15 protein-coding genes are annotated in these 15,368 nt (G+C 71.6%); 4 read left to right on the top strand and 11 right to left on the bottom strand.

The genetic code is table 11. The annotated features are described in order from the left end of the window. The first annotated feature begins 63 nt into the window (after positions 1-63). Complete coding sequence (locus tag ACRYCC_RS00270; RefSeq protein WP_433807391.1) at positions 64-1,257, top strand: cytochrome P450; 1,194 nt, start codon at positions 64-66, stop codon at positions 1,255-1,257. A 331-nt stretch (positions 1,258-1,588) separates the two neighbouring features. Here the strand turns inward: ACRYCC_RS00270 and ACRYCC_RS00265 are convergent, their stop codons facing one another. Further along, positions 1,589-2,281 carry a TetR/AcrR family transcriptional regulator gene (locus ACRYCC_RS00265; RefSeq protein WP_433807389.1) on the bottom strand — a complete coding sequence of 231 codons (693 nt, stop codon included), beginning with the start codon at positions 2,279-2,281 and terminating at the stop codon, positions 1,589-1,591. A 62-nt stretch (positions 2,282-2,343) separates the two neighbouring features. Between ACRYCC_RS00265 and ACRYCC_RS00260 the strand changes: the two genes are divergently transcribed. Both ACRYCC_RS00260 and ACRYCC_RS00255 read left to right on the top strand, forming a co-directional pair. Next, entirely contained in the window at positions 2,344-2,988 is a 645-nt protein-coding gene (locus ACRYCC_RS00260) for a class I SAM-dependent methyltransferase (protein ID WP_433807387.1), read from the top strand. A 319-nt stretch (positions 2,989-3,307) separates the two neighbouring features. Next, the gene (locus ACRYCC_RS00255) at positions 3,308-3,679 is read left to right on the top strand and encodes a DoxX family protein (protein ID WP_433807385.1); all 372 of its coding nucleotides are present in this window, start codon (positions 3,308-3,310) and stop codon (positions 3,677-3,679) included. 410 nt (positions 3,680-4,089) lie between these two features. Here the strand turns inward: ACRYCC_RS00255 and lysX are convergent, their stop codons facing one another. The 10 genes from lysX to ACRYCC_RS00205 all read right to left on the bottom strand — a co-directional run bounded on the left by lysX (position 4,090) and on the right by ACRYCC_RS00205 (position 14,186). Further along, positions 4,090-5,619 carry a bifunctional lysylphosphatidylglycerol synthetase/lysine--tRNA ligase LysX gene (gene lysX / locus ACRYCC_RS00250; protein WP_433809879.1) on the bottom strand — a complete coding sequence of 510 codons (1,530 nt, stop codon included), beginning with the start codon at positions 5,617-5,619 and terminating at the stop codon, positions 4,090-4,092. A 168-nt stretch (positions 5,620-5,787) separates the two neighbouring features. Next, the gene (locus ACRYCC_RS00245; RefSeq protein ID WP_433807383.1) at positions 5,788-6,579 is read right to left on the bottom strand and encodes a type III pantothenate kinase; all 792 of its coding nucleotides are present in this window, start codon (positions 6,577-6,579) and stop codon (positions 5,788-5,790) included. Further along, on the bottom strand, positions 6,579-7,451 hold the full coding sequence (gene nadC / locus ACRYCC_RS00240) for a carboxylating nicotinate-nucleotide diphosphorylase (protein ID WP_433807381.1): 873 nt from the start codon (positions 7,449-7,451) through the stop codon (positions 6,579-6,581). The genes ACRYCC_RS00245 and nadC overlap by 1 nt, the downstream gene beginning before the upstream one ends. 71 nt (positions 7,452-7,522) lie before the next feature. Beyond that, positions 7,523-9,343, bottom strand: coding sequence for an L-aspartate oxidase (locus tag ACRYCC_RS00235; protein ID WP_433807379.1), 1,821 nt, complete (start codon positions 9,341-9,343; stop codon positions 7,523-7,525). A gap of 88 nt (positions 9,344-9,431) precedes the next feature. Next, on the bottom strand, positions 9,432-9,845 hold the full coding sequence (gene panD / locus ACRYCC_RS00230; protein WP_433807377.1) for an aspartate 1-decarboxylase: 414 nt from the start codon (positions 9,843-9,845) through the stop codon (positions 9,432-9,434). A 78-nt stretch (positions 9,846-9,923) separates the two neighbouring features. Further along, entirely contained in the window at positions 9,924-10,814 is an 891-nt protein-coding gene (gene panC / locus ACRYCC_RS00225; RefSeq protein WP_433807375.1) for a pantoate--beta-alanine ligase, read from the bottom strand. 13 nt (positions 10,815-10,827) lie between these two features. Continuing rightward, positions 10,828-11,721, bottom strand: coding sequence for a Rossmann-like and DUF2520 domain-containing protein (locus ACRYCC_RS00220; protein ID WP_433807373.1), 894 nt, complete (start codon positions 11,719-11,721; stop codon positions 10,828-10,830). A 229-nt stretch (positions 11,722-11,950) separates the two neighbouring features. After that, a complete protein-coding gene (locus ACRYCC_RS00215; RefSeq protein WP_433807371.1) occupies positions 11,951-12,193 on the bottom strand; it encodes a chaplin family protein in 243 nt (80 codons plus the stop codon). Positions 12,194-12,342: 149 nt separating this feature from the next. Continuing rightward, positions 12,343-13,011: a response regulator gene (locus ACRYCC_RS00210; protein WP_433807369.1), complete on the bottom strand. Its 669-nt coding sequence runs from the start codon at positions 13,009-13,011 to the stop codon at positions 12,343-12,345. Further along, positions 13,008-14,186 carry a sensor histidine kinase gene (locus ACRYCC_RS00205; protein WP_433807367.1) on the bottom strand — a complete coding sequence of 393 codons (1,179 nt, stop codon included), beginning with the start codon at positions 14,184-14,186 and terminating at the stop codon, positions 13,008-13,010. Before ACRYCC_RS00205 ends, ACRYCC_RS00210 begins: the two co-directional genes overlap by 4 nt. A 112-nt stretch (positions 14,187-14,298) precedes the next feature. On the opposite strand from ACRYCC_RS00205, the gene ACRYCC_RS00200 reads away from it, so the two are divergent. Further along, positions 14,299-15,306: an SAM-dependent methyltransferase gene (locus ACRYCC_RS00200; RefSeq protein WP_433807365.1), complete on the top strand. Its 1,008-nt coding sequence runs from the start codon at positions 14,299-14,301 to the stop codon at positions 15,304-15,306. Positions 15,307-15,368: the final 62 nt, after the last annotated feature.

Raw genomic sequence — 15,368 nt, 5'->3', positions numbered from 1 at the left:
TGCACGCCGGTGAGCTCCAGGCCATTGACATCACGCGGGCTATTTGACTGACTGTCAACTGAGATGAGTGCAGACGTACAGCCGGATGCGCTGGCGATCCTGGGGTTCGACCCCTTTCACCGGGCCTTCCACGCCGACCCCTACGCGCAGTACCGCAGGCTGAGCGCCGCCGGCCCCCTGCAGCACACGCCCTACGGCCTGTGGGTGACGACGTCGTACGAGCTGTGCCAGCGGGTCCTGCGCGACCCGCGGTTCGGTCACCAGCCGGACGACGGCGACAGCTGGCGGGGCCGGCAGGCCGCCAGGCGGTCGTTCCTGACCCTGGACCCGCCCGACCACACCCGGCTGCGGCGGCTGGTCAGCAAGGCCTTCACGGCCCGCCTGATCGAGCGGCTGCGGCCCCGGATCGAGCAGCTGGTGGACGAGTTGCTGGCCGGTGCCTCCGGCGAGGTCGATCTGATCGCCACGCTGGCCTACCCGCTGCCGGTGATCCTCATCAGTGAGCTGCTCGGCGTGCCGCCGGAGGACCGGGACCGGTTCAGGCGCTGGTCGCAGGCACTGGCCCGCGGGCTCGATCCCGGCTTCCTGCTGCCCGCGACCGACATCGCCGAGCGCGACCAGGCCCGGCTGGAGTTCGCGGCCTACTTCCGGGAGCTGAGCGCGCTGCGGCGGGCCGACCCGCGTGACGACCTGCTGAGCGCCCTGGTCGCCGTGTCCGACGGCGGGGACGCGCTGACCGAGGAGGAACTCCTCGCCACCTGCGTCCTGCTGCTCGTCGCGGGCCATGAGACGACCGTCAACCTGATCGGCAACGGGGCGCTGGCCCTGCTGCGCCACCCCGCCCAGCTGGCCTGGATGCGGGCGCACCCGGAGGCGGCCTCCGAGGCCGTCGAGGAACTGCTGCGGTACGACCCGCCGGTGCAGCTGACCCTGCGGGCGGCCCTCGAGGACATCGAGCTGGCCGGGGCCACCGTCAAGCGCGGCGAGCTGGTGCTGCTGCTCACCGGGGCCGCCAACCGCGATCCCGCGGTCTTCCCCGATCCCGACCGGCTCGACCTGCGCCGGCCGCCGTCCGGGCACCTGTCCTTCGGGCTGGGCATCCATTTCTGCCTGGGCGCCCCGCTGGCCCGCCTGGAGGGCGAGATCGCGCTCACCCGGCTCTTCCGCCGCGAGGTGACCCTGACCGGCCGGGCCCTCGCCTACCGCGACAACCTCGTCCTGCGCGGCCTGGCCGCCCTGCCCGTCCACATCCCCTGACCATCCCCTGCCCCCGTCCGTGATCACGCCACCCCTCCGTGATCACGCATACCCTTCGTGATCATGCAATCAACCGACTGGTTGCGGCCGTGAGATGCAGCAACGTTTGTGCGTTGGTTTGAGCGACGGTTGCGGGTTCGCGTGGACGGCGATGTCGATGAGGTTCAGCGACGGTGAAGTGTCGATGGATAGGTGAAGGCCCTCTTCTCCCGAACGTGACCCCGGTCGCAGGGTAGGCCTGCGATCCCAGGGGCCCGTCCTGCGCCGCATCCTCTGACGTGGATGGGGCACTGGGTCGGCTGTCTTGGCTGTGGCAGCGCCGGGCGAGGAATCACGGTTCTGGAGCATGGTCGTCCTGGCCAAGGCTGTCCGGGCAGCCCGAGCCTTCCGCAGGGGCGGTGCAGAGTTGGGCGGTCAACGTGGCGTAGGCCCACTCTTCCCACCTGTTCGGCGACCAGCCGCGGTCCTGGACGAAGAGCAGGTACAGCTGTGGGCTGAGCAGCCCGAACAGCAGGTCGGCGGCCGTCGCGACGGAGACGTCGGGACGGACGCCGGGCTTGCCGGCCAGTGTCTGGGCCGCGGCGTGCTGCACGGTGTAGCGCGGATCGGGACCGTCGGGCCACTGCGCGGCGATCTGCGGGTCGGTGGCCGCGGCGGCCGCGATCAGCGGCATGATCGGGGCCACCCGGCCCAGGATCTCGTGGGTGCCGCGGACGTGCGCGCGCAGCTGGTCGGCCGCGGTGGGCGCGGCGCATGCGGCGCGGAACCATTCGCGGTCCATGGTGGCCACCGGTTCGGTGTCACCGGCGATGGACGAGTCGACGACGTCCTTGAACAGCGTGCGCTTGTTGCCGAAGACGAAGTAGATCGTCTGCACGGCCACGCCCGCCCGGTCGGCGACCTCCTGCAGGCTCGTCGCCCCGTAGCCCTGCGCGAGGAACAACTCCCGCGCCGCCTGGATGACTTTCTCGCGGGTGCGGCGTGAGCGCTCGGCCCGCTTGTCCGGCCGTTTGACAGTGTCCATGCCACGAGTCTATATCTAGAGTTCAACACTAGAGAGCAACTCTAGTTTCTCTGGAGGAAACCATGGACCAGGCGAACACCGCTCAGCGACCGGACGCGGACCAGATCCGTACGGAGCACGACCAGGAACAGGCCGTCCGCCGCGAACTGGAGGGCTACTACCGCGCCGGCAAGCCGCCATGGGACACCGATGTGACGCCGCCCGAGCTGGTCGCCCTGGTCGAGGGGCACGGCGCGCTGCCACCCGGCCGCGCCCTCGAACTCGGCTGCGGCACCGGAACCAACGCCGTCTATCTGGCCCGGCATGGCTGGGACGTCGTGGCCGTCGATCTGATCGATCGGGCGGTCGATCAGGCCCGGGCCAAGGCCGCCGCGGCGGGAAAGGCGGTACGGCTGCTGTGCGGGGACGCCACCCGGCTCGATGACCTGGACGCCCCCGGCCCCTACGACCTGTTCTTCGACCTGAGCTGCTATTGCGGCATCCCGCCGCACCGCCGCGACGCCTACGCCGCCGGACTCACCCACCGCGCCGCCTCCGGCGCACGGCTGCTGATGTTCGGGTACGGCCCCGAGGCGTTCGACGACCCGATCTCCGGCGTCACCGCCGACGAGCTGCGCGCCAGGTTCGCCGACTGGGAGCTGGCCGACGCCACACCCGGCACAAACCCGGTGCCCACCTTCTGGTTCACGCTGCGCCGCAACCCCTAGGAGGCATCACCCGGCTGGTGTTCTCCCGAGGCCACGAGCCCGCCGTAGCTGCGGGCGGACGCCGGCCGGCATCACGCGCGCCACGTCGGCTCACAAGACAACGGCTGGACGGTGGTTCGCGACCTGCTGCACAGTGCGGCTGCACCGCGGGGCCGACGTCAGCGGCCGACCCTGGGCGCAGACGGGCACGACGATTCATGGCCCGCAATCGTCAAGCCGCGCCACACGGGGGCCGGCGACCGGCTCCAGCCCCCTCCCGAACGCCACCATCCGGTGTTCCCGCCTCTCTGAACCCCCTGAACGATGAGGAAACCCAGACATGAACCTGCTGTTGTGGATTCTGCAAGCGGCACTCGCAGCGCTGTTCGGCGCCGCGGGCGTGATGACCTCGACCCAGCCCGTGGACAAGCTCGAACCCAAGCTGCCCTGGACGGCCGACTTCTCCACCCACGCCGTCCGCTTCATCGGGCTCGCCGAACTGGTCGGCGCGCTCGGACTCATCCTGCCCGCCGCCACCGGCCTCACCCCGATCCTCACCCCACTGGCGGCCACTGGCCTGGCTCTGCTGATGGCGCTGGCCGCGCTCACCCACTTGCGACGCAAAGAGTCCACAGCGATCGCACTCAACGCGGTACTGCTGATCGCAGCGGCAGTCATCGCCTGGGGCCGCTTCGGCCCCCACTCGCTATAGAAGCCCGGCTCCATCTTCTTGCGCGGCTTCGGCCACGCCGAGTCCAGCGCCTGACGCACCGTCGGGTGCGAGACGCCGTGCTTGCGCATCACCGCCCGGATCGACAGCCCGTCCCGCACATCGCGGCGGATGGCCGCGTACAGCTCGGTCTTGGACTGCCGCACCATCCGAGCCCCCTCACGGTGGGTGACACAGCAGATACGCCCACCGCAAGCCCCGAGGTGTTGCTGAAACTCGTGAACACGGCAACCCGAGGATCAGGGGTGTTGCTCAAACTCATCGACAAACGTCGCCGCTAGACGCGGACGAAAACCAACCGACGATTGATTGCATGATCACGAAAACGGGATGGGTTGTGGGTGGGACGGGGGTGGGTGGTTGCAGTCTGGGCGGGATGGGTCAGGGCTGGGTTATTCGGGCTTGACCAGCGGGAAGAGGATGGTCTCGCGGATGTTCTTGCCGGTGAAGGCCATGATCATCCGGTCGATGCCCGCGCCCATGCCGCCGGTGGGGGGCATCGCGTATTCCAGGGCGCGCAGGAAGTCCTCGTCCAGCTGCATGGCCTCGGGGTCCCCGCCGGCCGCCAGCAGCGACTGCTCGGTGAGCCGGCGGCGCTGCTCGACGGGGTCGACCAGCTCGGAGTAGGCGGTGCCCAGCTCGGTGCCGAACCCGATGAGGTCCCACTTCTCGGTGAGCAGGGGCTCGGTCCGGTGCTGCCGGGTGAGCGGCGAGGTCTCCAGCGGGTAGTCCATGACGAACGTGGGCTGCCGCAGCGTGTGCTCGACGAGCTCCTCGAAGATCTCCTGAACGATCTTGCCCTGGCCCCAGGTGGGCTTCCAGTGGATCTCCCGGGCGTCGGCCTGCTTGCGCACCGCCTCGATCGGCGTGTGCGGCGTGACCTCCTCGCCCAGCGCCTCCGAGACCGCGCCGTACAGGGTGATCCGCGGCCACTCGGGCAGCCCCAGGTCGTACTCCTGGCCCTCGTGCACGACCACCGACGTGCCCAGCGCGGCCACCACGGCCTTCTGGTACATCCGCTGGGTCAGGTCGGCCATGTCGTTGTAGTCGAGGTAGGTCCCGTAGGCCTCGAGCATGGTGAACTCGGGGTTGTGCGTGGAGTCCGCGCCCTCGTTGCGGAAGTTCCGGTTGATCTCGAAGACCTTCTCGATGCCCCCGACGACCAGCCGCTTGAGGTAGAGCTCGATCGCGATCCGCAGATAGAGCTCCATGTCGTAGGCGTTGATGTGGGTCCGGAACGGCCGGGCCGCCGCGCCTCCGTGGATCGGCTGCAGCATGGGCGTCTCGACCTCGAGGTAGCCCTCCTCGTGCCAGAAGTCGCGCACCGCCCGTACGGTGTCGCTGCGCACCCGGGCCATCTTGCGCGCCTCGTCGTTGACGATGAGGTCGACGTAGCGCTGGCGTACCCGGGCCTCGGGGTCGGTCAGCCCGGCGTGCTTGTCGGGCAGCGGGCGCAGGCACTTGGAGGTGAGCGCGTACCGGTCCGCCATGACCGACAGCTCGCCGCGCCTGGAGGTGATGACCTCGCCCTCGACCCCGATGTGATCACCGAGGTCGACGTCGCGCTTCCAGGAGGCCAGCGCGTCCTCGCCGGCCTTGGCCAGCGACAGCATGATCTGGATGTCGCCGCTGCCGTCCCGGATGGTGGCGAAACACAGCTTGCCGGTGTTGCGGATCAGCATGACCCGGCCCGCGACGCCGACCTTGTCGCCGGTCTCGGTCCCCGGTTCGAGATCGGGGTAGCGCTCGCGTACCTCACTGATCGTCGCCGTCCGCGGGAAGCCGACCGGGTAGGGGTCGATGCCGCTCGCGCGGATCCGGTCGAGCTTCTCCCGCCGGACCCGCATCTGCTCCGGGAGCCCGTCCCGCGGGCCGCCCGAGGGTACGGCGGGACCGTCCGCCCTGCTCGATGCGTCGTACATCTCGTCACTCACGGTTCAAAGGGTATCCATCACGCGAGGGGCGCGGCGTGGGCTGGACTGAGGAGCGCGCGCAGCGAGGAACGAGCGAGCACGCGACGAGGGAAGGCACCGCCAAAAAGGCGCCCCGAGCCGCCGAGCGCAGCGAGGCCATTGAACACAGCGAGGCAATTAACCAGACACGCTGATGTTGCGTTCGTAGATGAGGCGGAGGCCGATGAGGGTCAGCCAGGGCTCGAACACGTCGATGCTGCGCGCCTCGTCCAGGACGAGGGGGGCCAGGCCGCCGGTGGCCACGACGGTGACGTCGTCGGGGTTGTCGGTGAGCTCCTCGGTCATCCGGTCCACGATGCCGTCGACCTGGCCAGCGAAGCCGTAGATGATCCCGGACTGCAGGGCCTCAACGGTGTTCTTGGCGATCACGTTGCGGGGCCGGACCAGCTCGATCTTGTGTAGCTGGGCGCCGCGGCTGGACAGCGCGTCCACAGAGATCTCGATGCCGGGAGCGATGGCCCCGCCGACGTACTCGCCCTTGGGGGAGATCGCGTCGAAGGTGGTGGCGGTGCCGAAGTCGACGACCAGGGCGGGGCCGCCGTAGAGGTGGATGGCGGCCAGGGCGTTGACGATGCGGTCGGACCCGACCTCCTTGGGGTTGTCCATCCGTACCGGCACGCCGGTCTTCACACCGGGCTCCACGATGACGGCGGCCACGTCGCCGTAGTAGCGGCGGCACATCTCCCGCATCTCGTGCAGTACGGAGGGCACCGTCGAGCAGAGGGCGATGCCGCTGATGTCGGTGTCGGCCAGCAGCGGGCTCTGCTGTACGAGTCCTTGCAGGACCACCGCGATCTCGTCGGCGGTACGGCGCGCGTCGGTGTTGATCCGCCAGTGTTCGATCACCTCGTCGCCCTCGAACAGGCCGAGGACGGTGTGGGTGTTGCCGACGTCGATGGTGAGCAGCATCAGGTCCCCGCCGTGGAGTGAAAGTCAAGGCCGATGTCGAGCGCGGACGCCGAATGTGTCAGCGCGCCGACGGCAAGATAGTCGACGCCGGTCACGGCCACATCTCGGGCCCGGTCCACAGTAAGCCCCCCGCTCGCCTCGAGTTCCGCCCGCCCCGCGGTCAGGCGGACCGCCCGCGTCATCTCGGCGGGGCTCATGTTGTCCAGCAGGATAGAGGTGGCGCCCACAGCGAGGGCCTCTTCCACCTGAGCCAGGGTGTCGCACTCGATCTGCACGTGCAGGTCGGGGTGGCGGGCGCGGACCGCCTCGTAGGCCTTGGTCACCGAGCCCGCGGCGGCGACGTGGTTGTCCTTGATCAGCGCGGCGTCCTGGAGGCCCATCCGGTGGTTGACCCCGCCGCCCTGCCGGACGGCGTACTTCTGCAGGCGGCGCAGCCCCGGGAGCGTCTTGCGGGTGTCGCGCACCCGGGCCTTGGTGCCCTCGACGGCGTCCACCCAGCGCCGGGTGGCCGTCGCCACCCCGGACAGGTGGGTGAGCAGGTTGAGGGCGGTCCGCTCGGCGCGCAGCAGCGCCCGGGTGGGCCCCTCGACCGTCAGCAGCACCTGCCCGGCCGTCACGGCGTCCCCATCGGCCACGTGCGCCCGTACGACCCGTACGCCCAGCAGTTCGAAGACCACCTCGGCCACCGGGACGCCGGCGACCACCCCCGCCTGGCGGGCGGTGAAGTCCGCGGTCGCGGTGGCCTCCGTGATGATCGGCTCGCTGGTGACGTCGACCTCGCCGTCCTCGGCCAGGGCCGCCCGTACCAGGTCTTCCACAGCCTGTGGATCGAGGCCGGCCGCGCGCAGCCGCCGCTCCAGCTCCGGCGTCATGGTGATGCTCCTTGCTGTCGTGGTGTTGATGGCGAGTGGTGATGGTGGGTGGTGATCGTGCCGGGGTCGGGTCAGGGGGCCGTGGCCGCGGGCACCCGGGTGAGGGGCGTGTAATCGGTGGTCAGCCCGTCGCCGAGCCGGGTGACGAGGTGGCCGAGCCAGGCCTGGTCGTCGCGGTCGGGGAAGTCCTCGCGCCAGTGGCTGCCACGGGTCTCCTCGCGGAGCTGGGCGGCCGCGACGATCGCGGTGGCCACCGTGTGCAGGTTGGTGGCCTCCCACGCCTCCACGCACGGCTGACGGGTCCTGCGGGCCGCCAGCCCGGCGAGCTCCTTGCGCGCGACGGCCAGTCCCTCGGCGCTGCGCAGCACGCCGGAGTACGCCGACATGATCCGTTGCACCTCCTCGCGCACGGCGGGATCGAGCAGCCCCCCGGTCCCAGGGGTGAGCCGTGCCTCGTGCCCGCGGCGGGCCGGGAGCGGGTCGGTACGGATGGCCTCGGCGATGCGCTCGGCGAAGACCAGGCCCTCCAGCAGCGAGTTGGACGCGAGCCGGTTGGCGCCGTGCACCCCGGTGCAGGCGACCTCCCCGCAGGCGTAGAGGCCGGGCAGCGAGGTCCGGCCGGCCAGGTCGGTCCGGACCCCGCCGCTGGCGTAGTGCGCGGCCGGTACGACCGGGATCGGCTCGGTGACGGGGTCCACGCCGTGCGCCCGGCAGCTGGCCAGGATGGTCGGGAACCGGTGCTCCCAGGTCGCCGCGCCGAGATGCCGCCCGTCCAGGAAGACGTGCGAGGCCCCGGTCTCCTGCATCCGGGCCATGATGCCCTTGGCTACCACGTCGCGCGGGGCGAGCTCGGCGAGCTCGTGCCGGCCGGTCATGAACCTGACCCCGTCGGCGTCGACGAGGTGGGCGCCCTCGCCGCGGACCGCCTCGGAGATCAGCGGCTGCTGGCCCCGGGCACCCTCGCCCAGCCAGAACACGGTGGGATGGAACTGTACGAACTCCAGGTCGGTGACGGCGGCCCCGCCCCGCAGGGCCAGCGCCACCCCGTCGCCGGTGGAGACCTCGGGATTGGTGGTCGCGGCGAACACCTGACCGAGGCCGCCGGTGGCCAGCACCACGGCCCGGGCGTGCACGGCGCCCACTCCGTCCCGGCTGCCCTCCCCCATGACGTGCAGGGTGACCCCGGCCGCACGGCCGTCCGCGGAGTGCAGCAGGTCGAGCACCAGCGCGTGCTCGATGACCTCGATGCTCCCCGCCCCGCCCCCGGCCCCGGTGAGCGCCGTCTCGGTGAGCCCGGTGTCAGCAAGCGCCGTGTCGGTGAGCGCGGCGAGCAGGGCCCGGCTGATCTCGGCGCCGGTGGCGTCCCCGCCGGCGTGCGCGATGCGCCGTTTGAGATGGCCGCCCTCGCGGGTCAGCGCCACACCTCCACCGGGGGCCTGGTCGAAGCGGGCACCGAGCTCCATCAGCCGCCGCACGGCGTCCGGCCCCTCGGTCACCAGCGCGCGTACGGCGTCGACGTCGCAGAGCCCGGCACCGGCGGTGAGGGTGTCGCGCAGATGGTCCTGCGGGCTGTCGTCCGGGGCCAGGGCGGCGGCGATGCCGCCCTGGGCCCAGCGCGTGGAGCCCTCGTCGAGCAGCGCCTTGGTGACCAGCAGCACCCGGCAGCGGCCTCCGGAGCCGCTCGCCGAACCGGGGTTCGCCCCGGGCCCGGAGCCGTTCGGGGAGCCCGCGCCGACCGGGAATCCGGAGCCGTCCAGCGGGATCGAGGCGATGCGGAGTGCGGCGACCAGCCCGGCGATGCCGGAGCCGATCACGACGACGTCGGTCTCCCGGATCCAGCCGGGCTCCGCGGGGGTCAGCCGCGTGGGCAGGGAAAACTGAGTGGGGCTCACGTGCCCTCCTCGGGGGTGGCATTTCTCGTCATATTGACATTAACCCCGTGGGGCCCGCTTTCGCGCCACCGCCCCCGCCGGAGGGGGCTCAGTGGACGAGGTCGCCGCGGACCGCCGCGGTGCCGCGCACCGGCTCGGCCGGGTCGGCCCCGAGGGCGATGATCTCGTTGGAGGCGCCGACATGGACCACGGCAGGCCGGAACGTCCGGGCCTCCGCGTCGCTCATCGACGCGTAGCTGATGATGATCACCAGATCGCCGGGGTGGACCAGATGGGCGGCCGCGCCGTTGATTCCGATCACACCACTGCCGCGCGGTCCCTCGATGACGTAGGTCTCCAGCCGGGCGCCGTTGGTGATGTCGACGATCTGTACCTGCTCGCCGGGCAGCAGGTCCGCGGCGTCCATGAGGTCCTGGTCGATGGTGACCGAGCCGACGTAGTGCAGGTCGGCCTGGGTCACCGTGCAGCGGTGGATCTTCGATTTGAACATGGTCCGGAACATCCGGGTCTCCTCGGGGTCGGCGGCCGGGTGTGGACGCTCGCGAGAGTCGCCCCACCCGTCGCGCGTACGGCTGCGGATTCAGTCAGCCGGGGAAAACTCGATGATCATGTTGTCGATCAGATGGGTGGTACCGACCCGGCCGGCGACGGCCAGGACGGCGGTGCCCGTGCAGGTCTCGGTCACCTCGGTGAAGGTGGCCTGGTCGACCAGCACGAGATAGTCGAGCCGCAGCGGCGGGTCGGCCCGCACCGCCTCGTCGAGCACGGCCCGCGCGGCCTGGAGGACCTTCTGCGGGCCGGCGGGGGCGGCCTCCGAACCGGCCCGCAGCGCCCGGGACAGGGCCAGCCCGGTCGCCCGCTCGGCGGCGGACAGGTAGCGGTTGCGGCTGGACAGCGCCAGCCCGTCCGGTTCGCGGACCGTCGGGCAGCCGACGACCCGCACCGGCACCCCGAGGTCGGCGACCATCCGGCGGATGACGGCCAGCTGCTGGGCGTCCTTCTCGCCGAACACCGCGACGTCGGGCTGCACCAGGTTGAACAGCTTCATCACGACCGTCAGGACGCCGTCGAAATGGCCCGGGCGGCAGGCACCCTCGACGATCGTGCCCATCCGGCCCGAGCTGACCCGTACCTCCGGCTCGGTCGGATAGATCATGCTCCGGGTCGGCACGAACACGACCTCGGCGCCCTCCTCACCGCAGGCGGCCAGATCGGCCGCCAGCGTCCGGGGGTAGCGGTCGAGGTCCTCGCCCGGCCCGAACTGCAGCGGGTTGACGAAGATGCTCACGAACACCACGTCGCCCAGCTCCCGGGCCCGGCGGATCAGCGAGCGATGTCCCTCGTGCAGGGCTCCCATGGTGGGCACGAACGCCACCCGCCGCCCGTCGGCGCGCGCCCGGGCCCGCGCCGCCGCGAGCTTGTCCAGATCGTCCGCGAGGAACACGGCACCGGTCCGCTCATCCACTGTCATGGGTCGGTTCCCTTCAGTCCGCCAGCACGTCGAGCAGCCGCTCGGCGTCCTCGGGCTTGAGCAGTCCGGCCGCGAGGGCCCGGTCGGCGGTCAGCCGGGCCAGCGCGACGTAGGCCCGCAGTCCTTCGGGCGAGACGCGGCCGAGCTCGGCGATGTGCTCGGCGATCGTGCCCGCGTCACCGCGTGCGACCGGGCCGGTCAGCCCGGACATCCCGAGCCGCAGCGCGTTGTCGAGGGCGGCGCCGAGCAGCGGCCCCAGCATGCCGCCCGGATTCTCGACCCCGATGGTGCGCAGCAGGTCCATCGACTCCACGACCAGCGTGACCAGGTGGTTGGCACCCCCGGTCAGCGCCGCGTGGTACAGGGTGCGCTTGTCCTCGGCTATCCAGACCGGCTCGCCGCCCATCTCCATGACCAGCGCCTCGGCCACGGGCCGGAGCGGGTCCGGCGAGGTGATCCCGAAGGAGATGCCGGCCAGCCGGTCCACGTCGTCGGCGCGGCCGGTGAAGGTCATCACGGGATGCAGCGCCAGCGGCAGCCCACCGGCCCGGGTGGCCGGGGCGAGCACGGTCACGCCGTGCCGGCCGCTGGCATGCGCGATCAGCTTGCCCGCGACCGAGACCTCGGTCGCGACCAGGCCGGTGACCAGATCGGGCAGCACGTCGTCGGGCACGGTGAGCAGCACCAGATCGGCGGCGGCCACGACCTCCTGCGGGGTCACCAGGGCGACGCCGGGAAGGCGTTCCACGGCCCGCGCCCGGGAGACGTCGGACACCGCGGCGGCCGCCACCACGCGATGCCCGGCGAGGTTCAGGGCGGCTCCGAGCGCGGTGCCGACCCGCCCCGCGCCCACGACGCCCACCGTCAGCCGGCCTGGCCGGTCCTCGGGCGACATGGCGGAAGGCATGGCGTATGAGTCCAATTCGTTCCAGTCCTCATCAGGGGTACCGGACGGTGCGGGGACCAGAGTACCCGCGGCCCGAACCGGCGCTGCTCGGCGGGCGGTCCACCACGCGTAACGTACCGCCTTCCGCCTGGACCGGGCGGGGACCGACGACCGGAGCGCCGGAGTCTCCTCGGGGACTCCGGCGCTCCGGCCTCCGGCTCAGCGGGCACGCGGGCGGCGTGCCCGGTGATCAGTGATGGCCGCCGACCGACGCCCCGCCCTTGCAGCCGGCGCCCGCCAGGCCGATGACCGCCACGGCGTTGCCGCAGACGTTGATCGGGGCCGTGATCGGGATGATGATCTGGTTGCCGCCCAGCACGCTGTGCTTCCCGCTCGTACCGCCGCCACCGGCCGCGAAGGCAGGTGCGGACATCATCATCACGCCGCCGGCGGCCAGCGCCGCCACCCCGGTCGCCGCGAGCTTCTTGAGCATGTGATCCTCCGTATGCGGGGGGCCGGAGTCCTCCGGTCCGCGTCCTCGTGGGCGGCATCCGTCACCGGCACCACATACGGTAGCTATGCAGTTACTTTCTGGTAGGTAAATGACACGCGCGGTATCGGTGATGAAGCGTAATGCTCTTGTTACTCTTCGTAGTCGTTTTGCCCGCTCTTGATGAGGCCGGTCTCGTATGCGTAGACGACCGCCTGGACCCGGTCCCGCAAGCCCAGTTTGGCCAGAATCCGACCGACATGCGTCTTCACCGTCGCCTCGGAGACGAACAGGCGCGCCCCGACCTCGGCGTTCGACAGCCCGCGCGCCACCAGATGCAGCACCTCGGTCTCGCGCGCCGTCAGCGTCGCGAGGGCCTTGTCGGGCGCCCGTTCCTCGTCCGGCAGGTGGAGGGCGAACCGGTCGAGCAGCCGGCGGGTCGTGCTGGGCGCGACGACCGCGTCACCGGAGTGCACCGCCCGGATCGCCTCGATCAGCTGCACCGGGCCGGCGTCCTTGAGCAGGAATCCACCGGCCCCGGCCTTGAGCGCCGAGAACGCGTACTCGTCCAGGTCGAACGTGGTCAGGATGATCACTTTCGGCCCGTCCGGGCCGAGCCGGCGGGTGGCCGCGATGCCGTCCATCCGCGGCATGCGCACGTCCATGAGGACCACGTCGGCCCGGGTGCGGCGCAGCAGGTCCACGGCCTGCAGGCCGTCCCCGGCCTCGCCCACCACCTCGATGTCGGCCTGCGCGTCGAGGACCATCCGGAACCCGGCGCGCACCAGTTCCTGGTCGTCCACCAAGACCACCCTGATCATGCGCGTGCTCCTTCGCGTAGGGGGAGCCGGGCCACGACCTCGAAGCCGCCGCCCGCTCCGGGGCCGGTCCTGACGGTCCCGCCGAAGAGCGCGACGCGTTCGCGCATGCCGACCAGGCCGTGGCCGAGGCCGTCCCCGGCCGCCGCGCCGCCGAGCCCGTCGTCGGTGACGCACACCTCGATCGCATCGTCACCGTAGTGCAGCCGGACGTGTCCCGCCGCGGCCGGACCCGCGTGCTTCAGCGTGTTGGTCAGTGCCTCCTGGACCACCCGGAAGAGCGTCAGCTGCATGCCCGGCTCCAGCGGCCGCGGCACTCCGCCGATGGTGAGCTCCAGCGGCAGCCCGGCCGCGCGTACCTGGTCGACGAGGTCGGTGAGCTGCTCCATGCCGGGTTGGGGGGCGTACGGGCCGGAATCGCCGTTGTCCCGGAGCACCCCGAGCAGCCGCCGCATCTCGGTGAGCGCCTGCCGCCCGGTGAGGGAGATCGCCTCCAGTGCCCGCTTGGCCCGCAGCGGGTCGGTGTCGATGGTGTACGTCGCGCCGTCCGCCTGCACCACGATCACGCTCACGTTGTGCGCCACCACGTCGTGCAACTCGCGGGCGATCCGGGCGCGTTCGGCCGCCATCGCGATCTCTACCTGGATGTCGCGCTCGCGTTCCAGCCGGGCGGCCCGCTCCTCCAGGCCGCGCAGGTACGCCCGGCGGATGCTGGTGTAGATGCCCAGCACCCAGATGCCGACGCTGAGGACCGTGATGGCCAGCAGGGCGTCGCGGTTGAGCTCCCAGTTGCGCGGCCACCCGCCGACCCAGTTCTGCAGGACCTCCATCACCCCGCCGGCCAGAGTGACGCACAGCGCCGCCAGCCCCCAGCGGAACGCGCACTCCGCCGCCACCGTGTACAGCGCCACCAGCACCGCGAGATCGGACGCGCCGGTCGTCACGCCGGCCAGCCACTGGGCGAAACAGACCAGGGCGATGAAGGCGAACACCGCCCTCGGCCGGCGGCGACGCCAGATCAGCGGCAGGCAGAGCGCCAGATCGAGCGGAGACAGGGCGAACAGCCGGGGTTGCAGCCCCGGGTTGTTCAGCGAGGACAGGAACAGCAGCGGGCACACGAGGAGCGCGTCCATGAGCCGCTGCCGACGGCGCGACCACGCCCACAGTGCCCTCAGCATCCCCACAGCGTACGTTCGCCGAGGTCAGCTGACGTCCCCCGATGGTCGGACCCGGCGTACGACCACAGAATGGCATCGGGAAACACCGGCCGCGCGCGGTAACCTCGGCTTCGTGGGCAGTGCGAACGCGACGACCTGGCGCACGGCCATGGATCTGGCGCTCTACGGCGAGACCGGTTTCTACCGCAGGGAACGACCCGCCACGCACTTCCGCACCTCCGTGCACGCCTCCGCCCGCTTCGCGGTCGCGTTCGCCCGGCTGCTGGAATCGGTGGACGAGACGCTCGGCCACCCGCCCCGGCTGGACCTGGTCGACATCGGGGCCGGCTGCGGCAGCCTGCTCACCGGGATCCGCTCCGCCGTCCCCGCCGAGCTGGCCGTACGGCTCGCGCCGGTGGCCGTCGAGGTCTCGGCGCGCCCGGCGGACCTGCCCGCCGGGATCGGCTGGCTGACGGAACCACCCGAGGAGATCACCGGCCTGGTGGTGGCCAACGAGTGGCTCGACAACATCCCCCTCGATGTGGTCGAGCTGACCCCCGCCGGGCCCCGGCTGGTGCTCGTCGACCCCCGTACCGGCGCGGAGCGGGCCGGCCCGCCGCCCGCCCCCGAGGACGTCGCGTGGCTGGACCGCTGGTGGCCGCTACGGGAGCCGGGCGACCGCGCGGAGGTGGGGCGCACCCGCTGCGCGGCCTGGACGTCGGTGATCGGCCGGATGCGGCGGGGCCTGGCGGTGGCCGTCGACTACTCCCACCAGCGGAGCGACCGCCCGGTCTGCGGAAGCCTGACCGGCTACCGGGACGGCCATGTGGTGCCCGCGGTCCCCGACGGGTCCTGTGACGTGACCGCTCATGTGGCCCTGGACGCCTGCGCCTCGGCGGGGGTGGACGCGGGGGCGACCGCGAGCCTGCTGACCACCCAGCGCGCGGCTCTGCGCGCCCTGGGGCTCACCGGAGCGCGGCCGTCGATCGAACTGGCCGGGCGCGACCCCCGGGAGTACGTCTCCGCCCTCTGCGCCGCCGGCGAGGAGGCCGAGCTCATCGACCCCGCCGGGCTCGGCGGCTTCGGCTGGCTGGTCCAGTCCGCCGGCATCCCCATCCCCCCGCCGCTGCCCGTCGACTGAACGGCTGCACTGAACGACTGGGCTGAACGGCCGGCTGGACGAGCGCCGGCCGGTGCGGAAGA

The organism is Actinomadura scrupuli (assembly GCF_050971785.1).
GTDB lineage: Bacteria > Actinomycetota > Actinomycetes > Streptosporangiales > Streptosporangiaceae > Actinomadura_E > Actinomadura_E scrupuli.
Note: the sequence above shows the minus strand (reverse complement) of the source record. Positions and strands in the feature narration are given on the sequence as shown.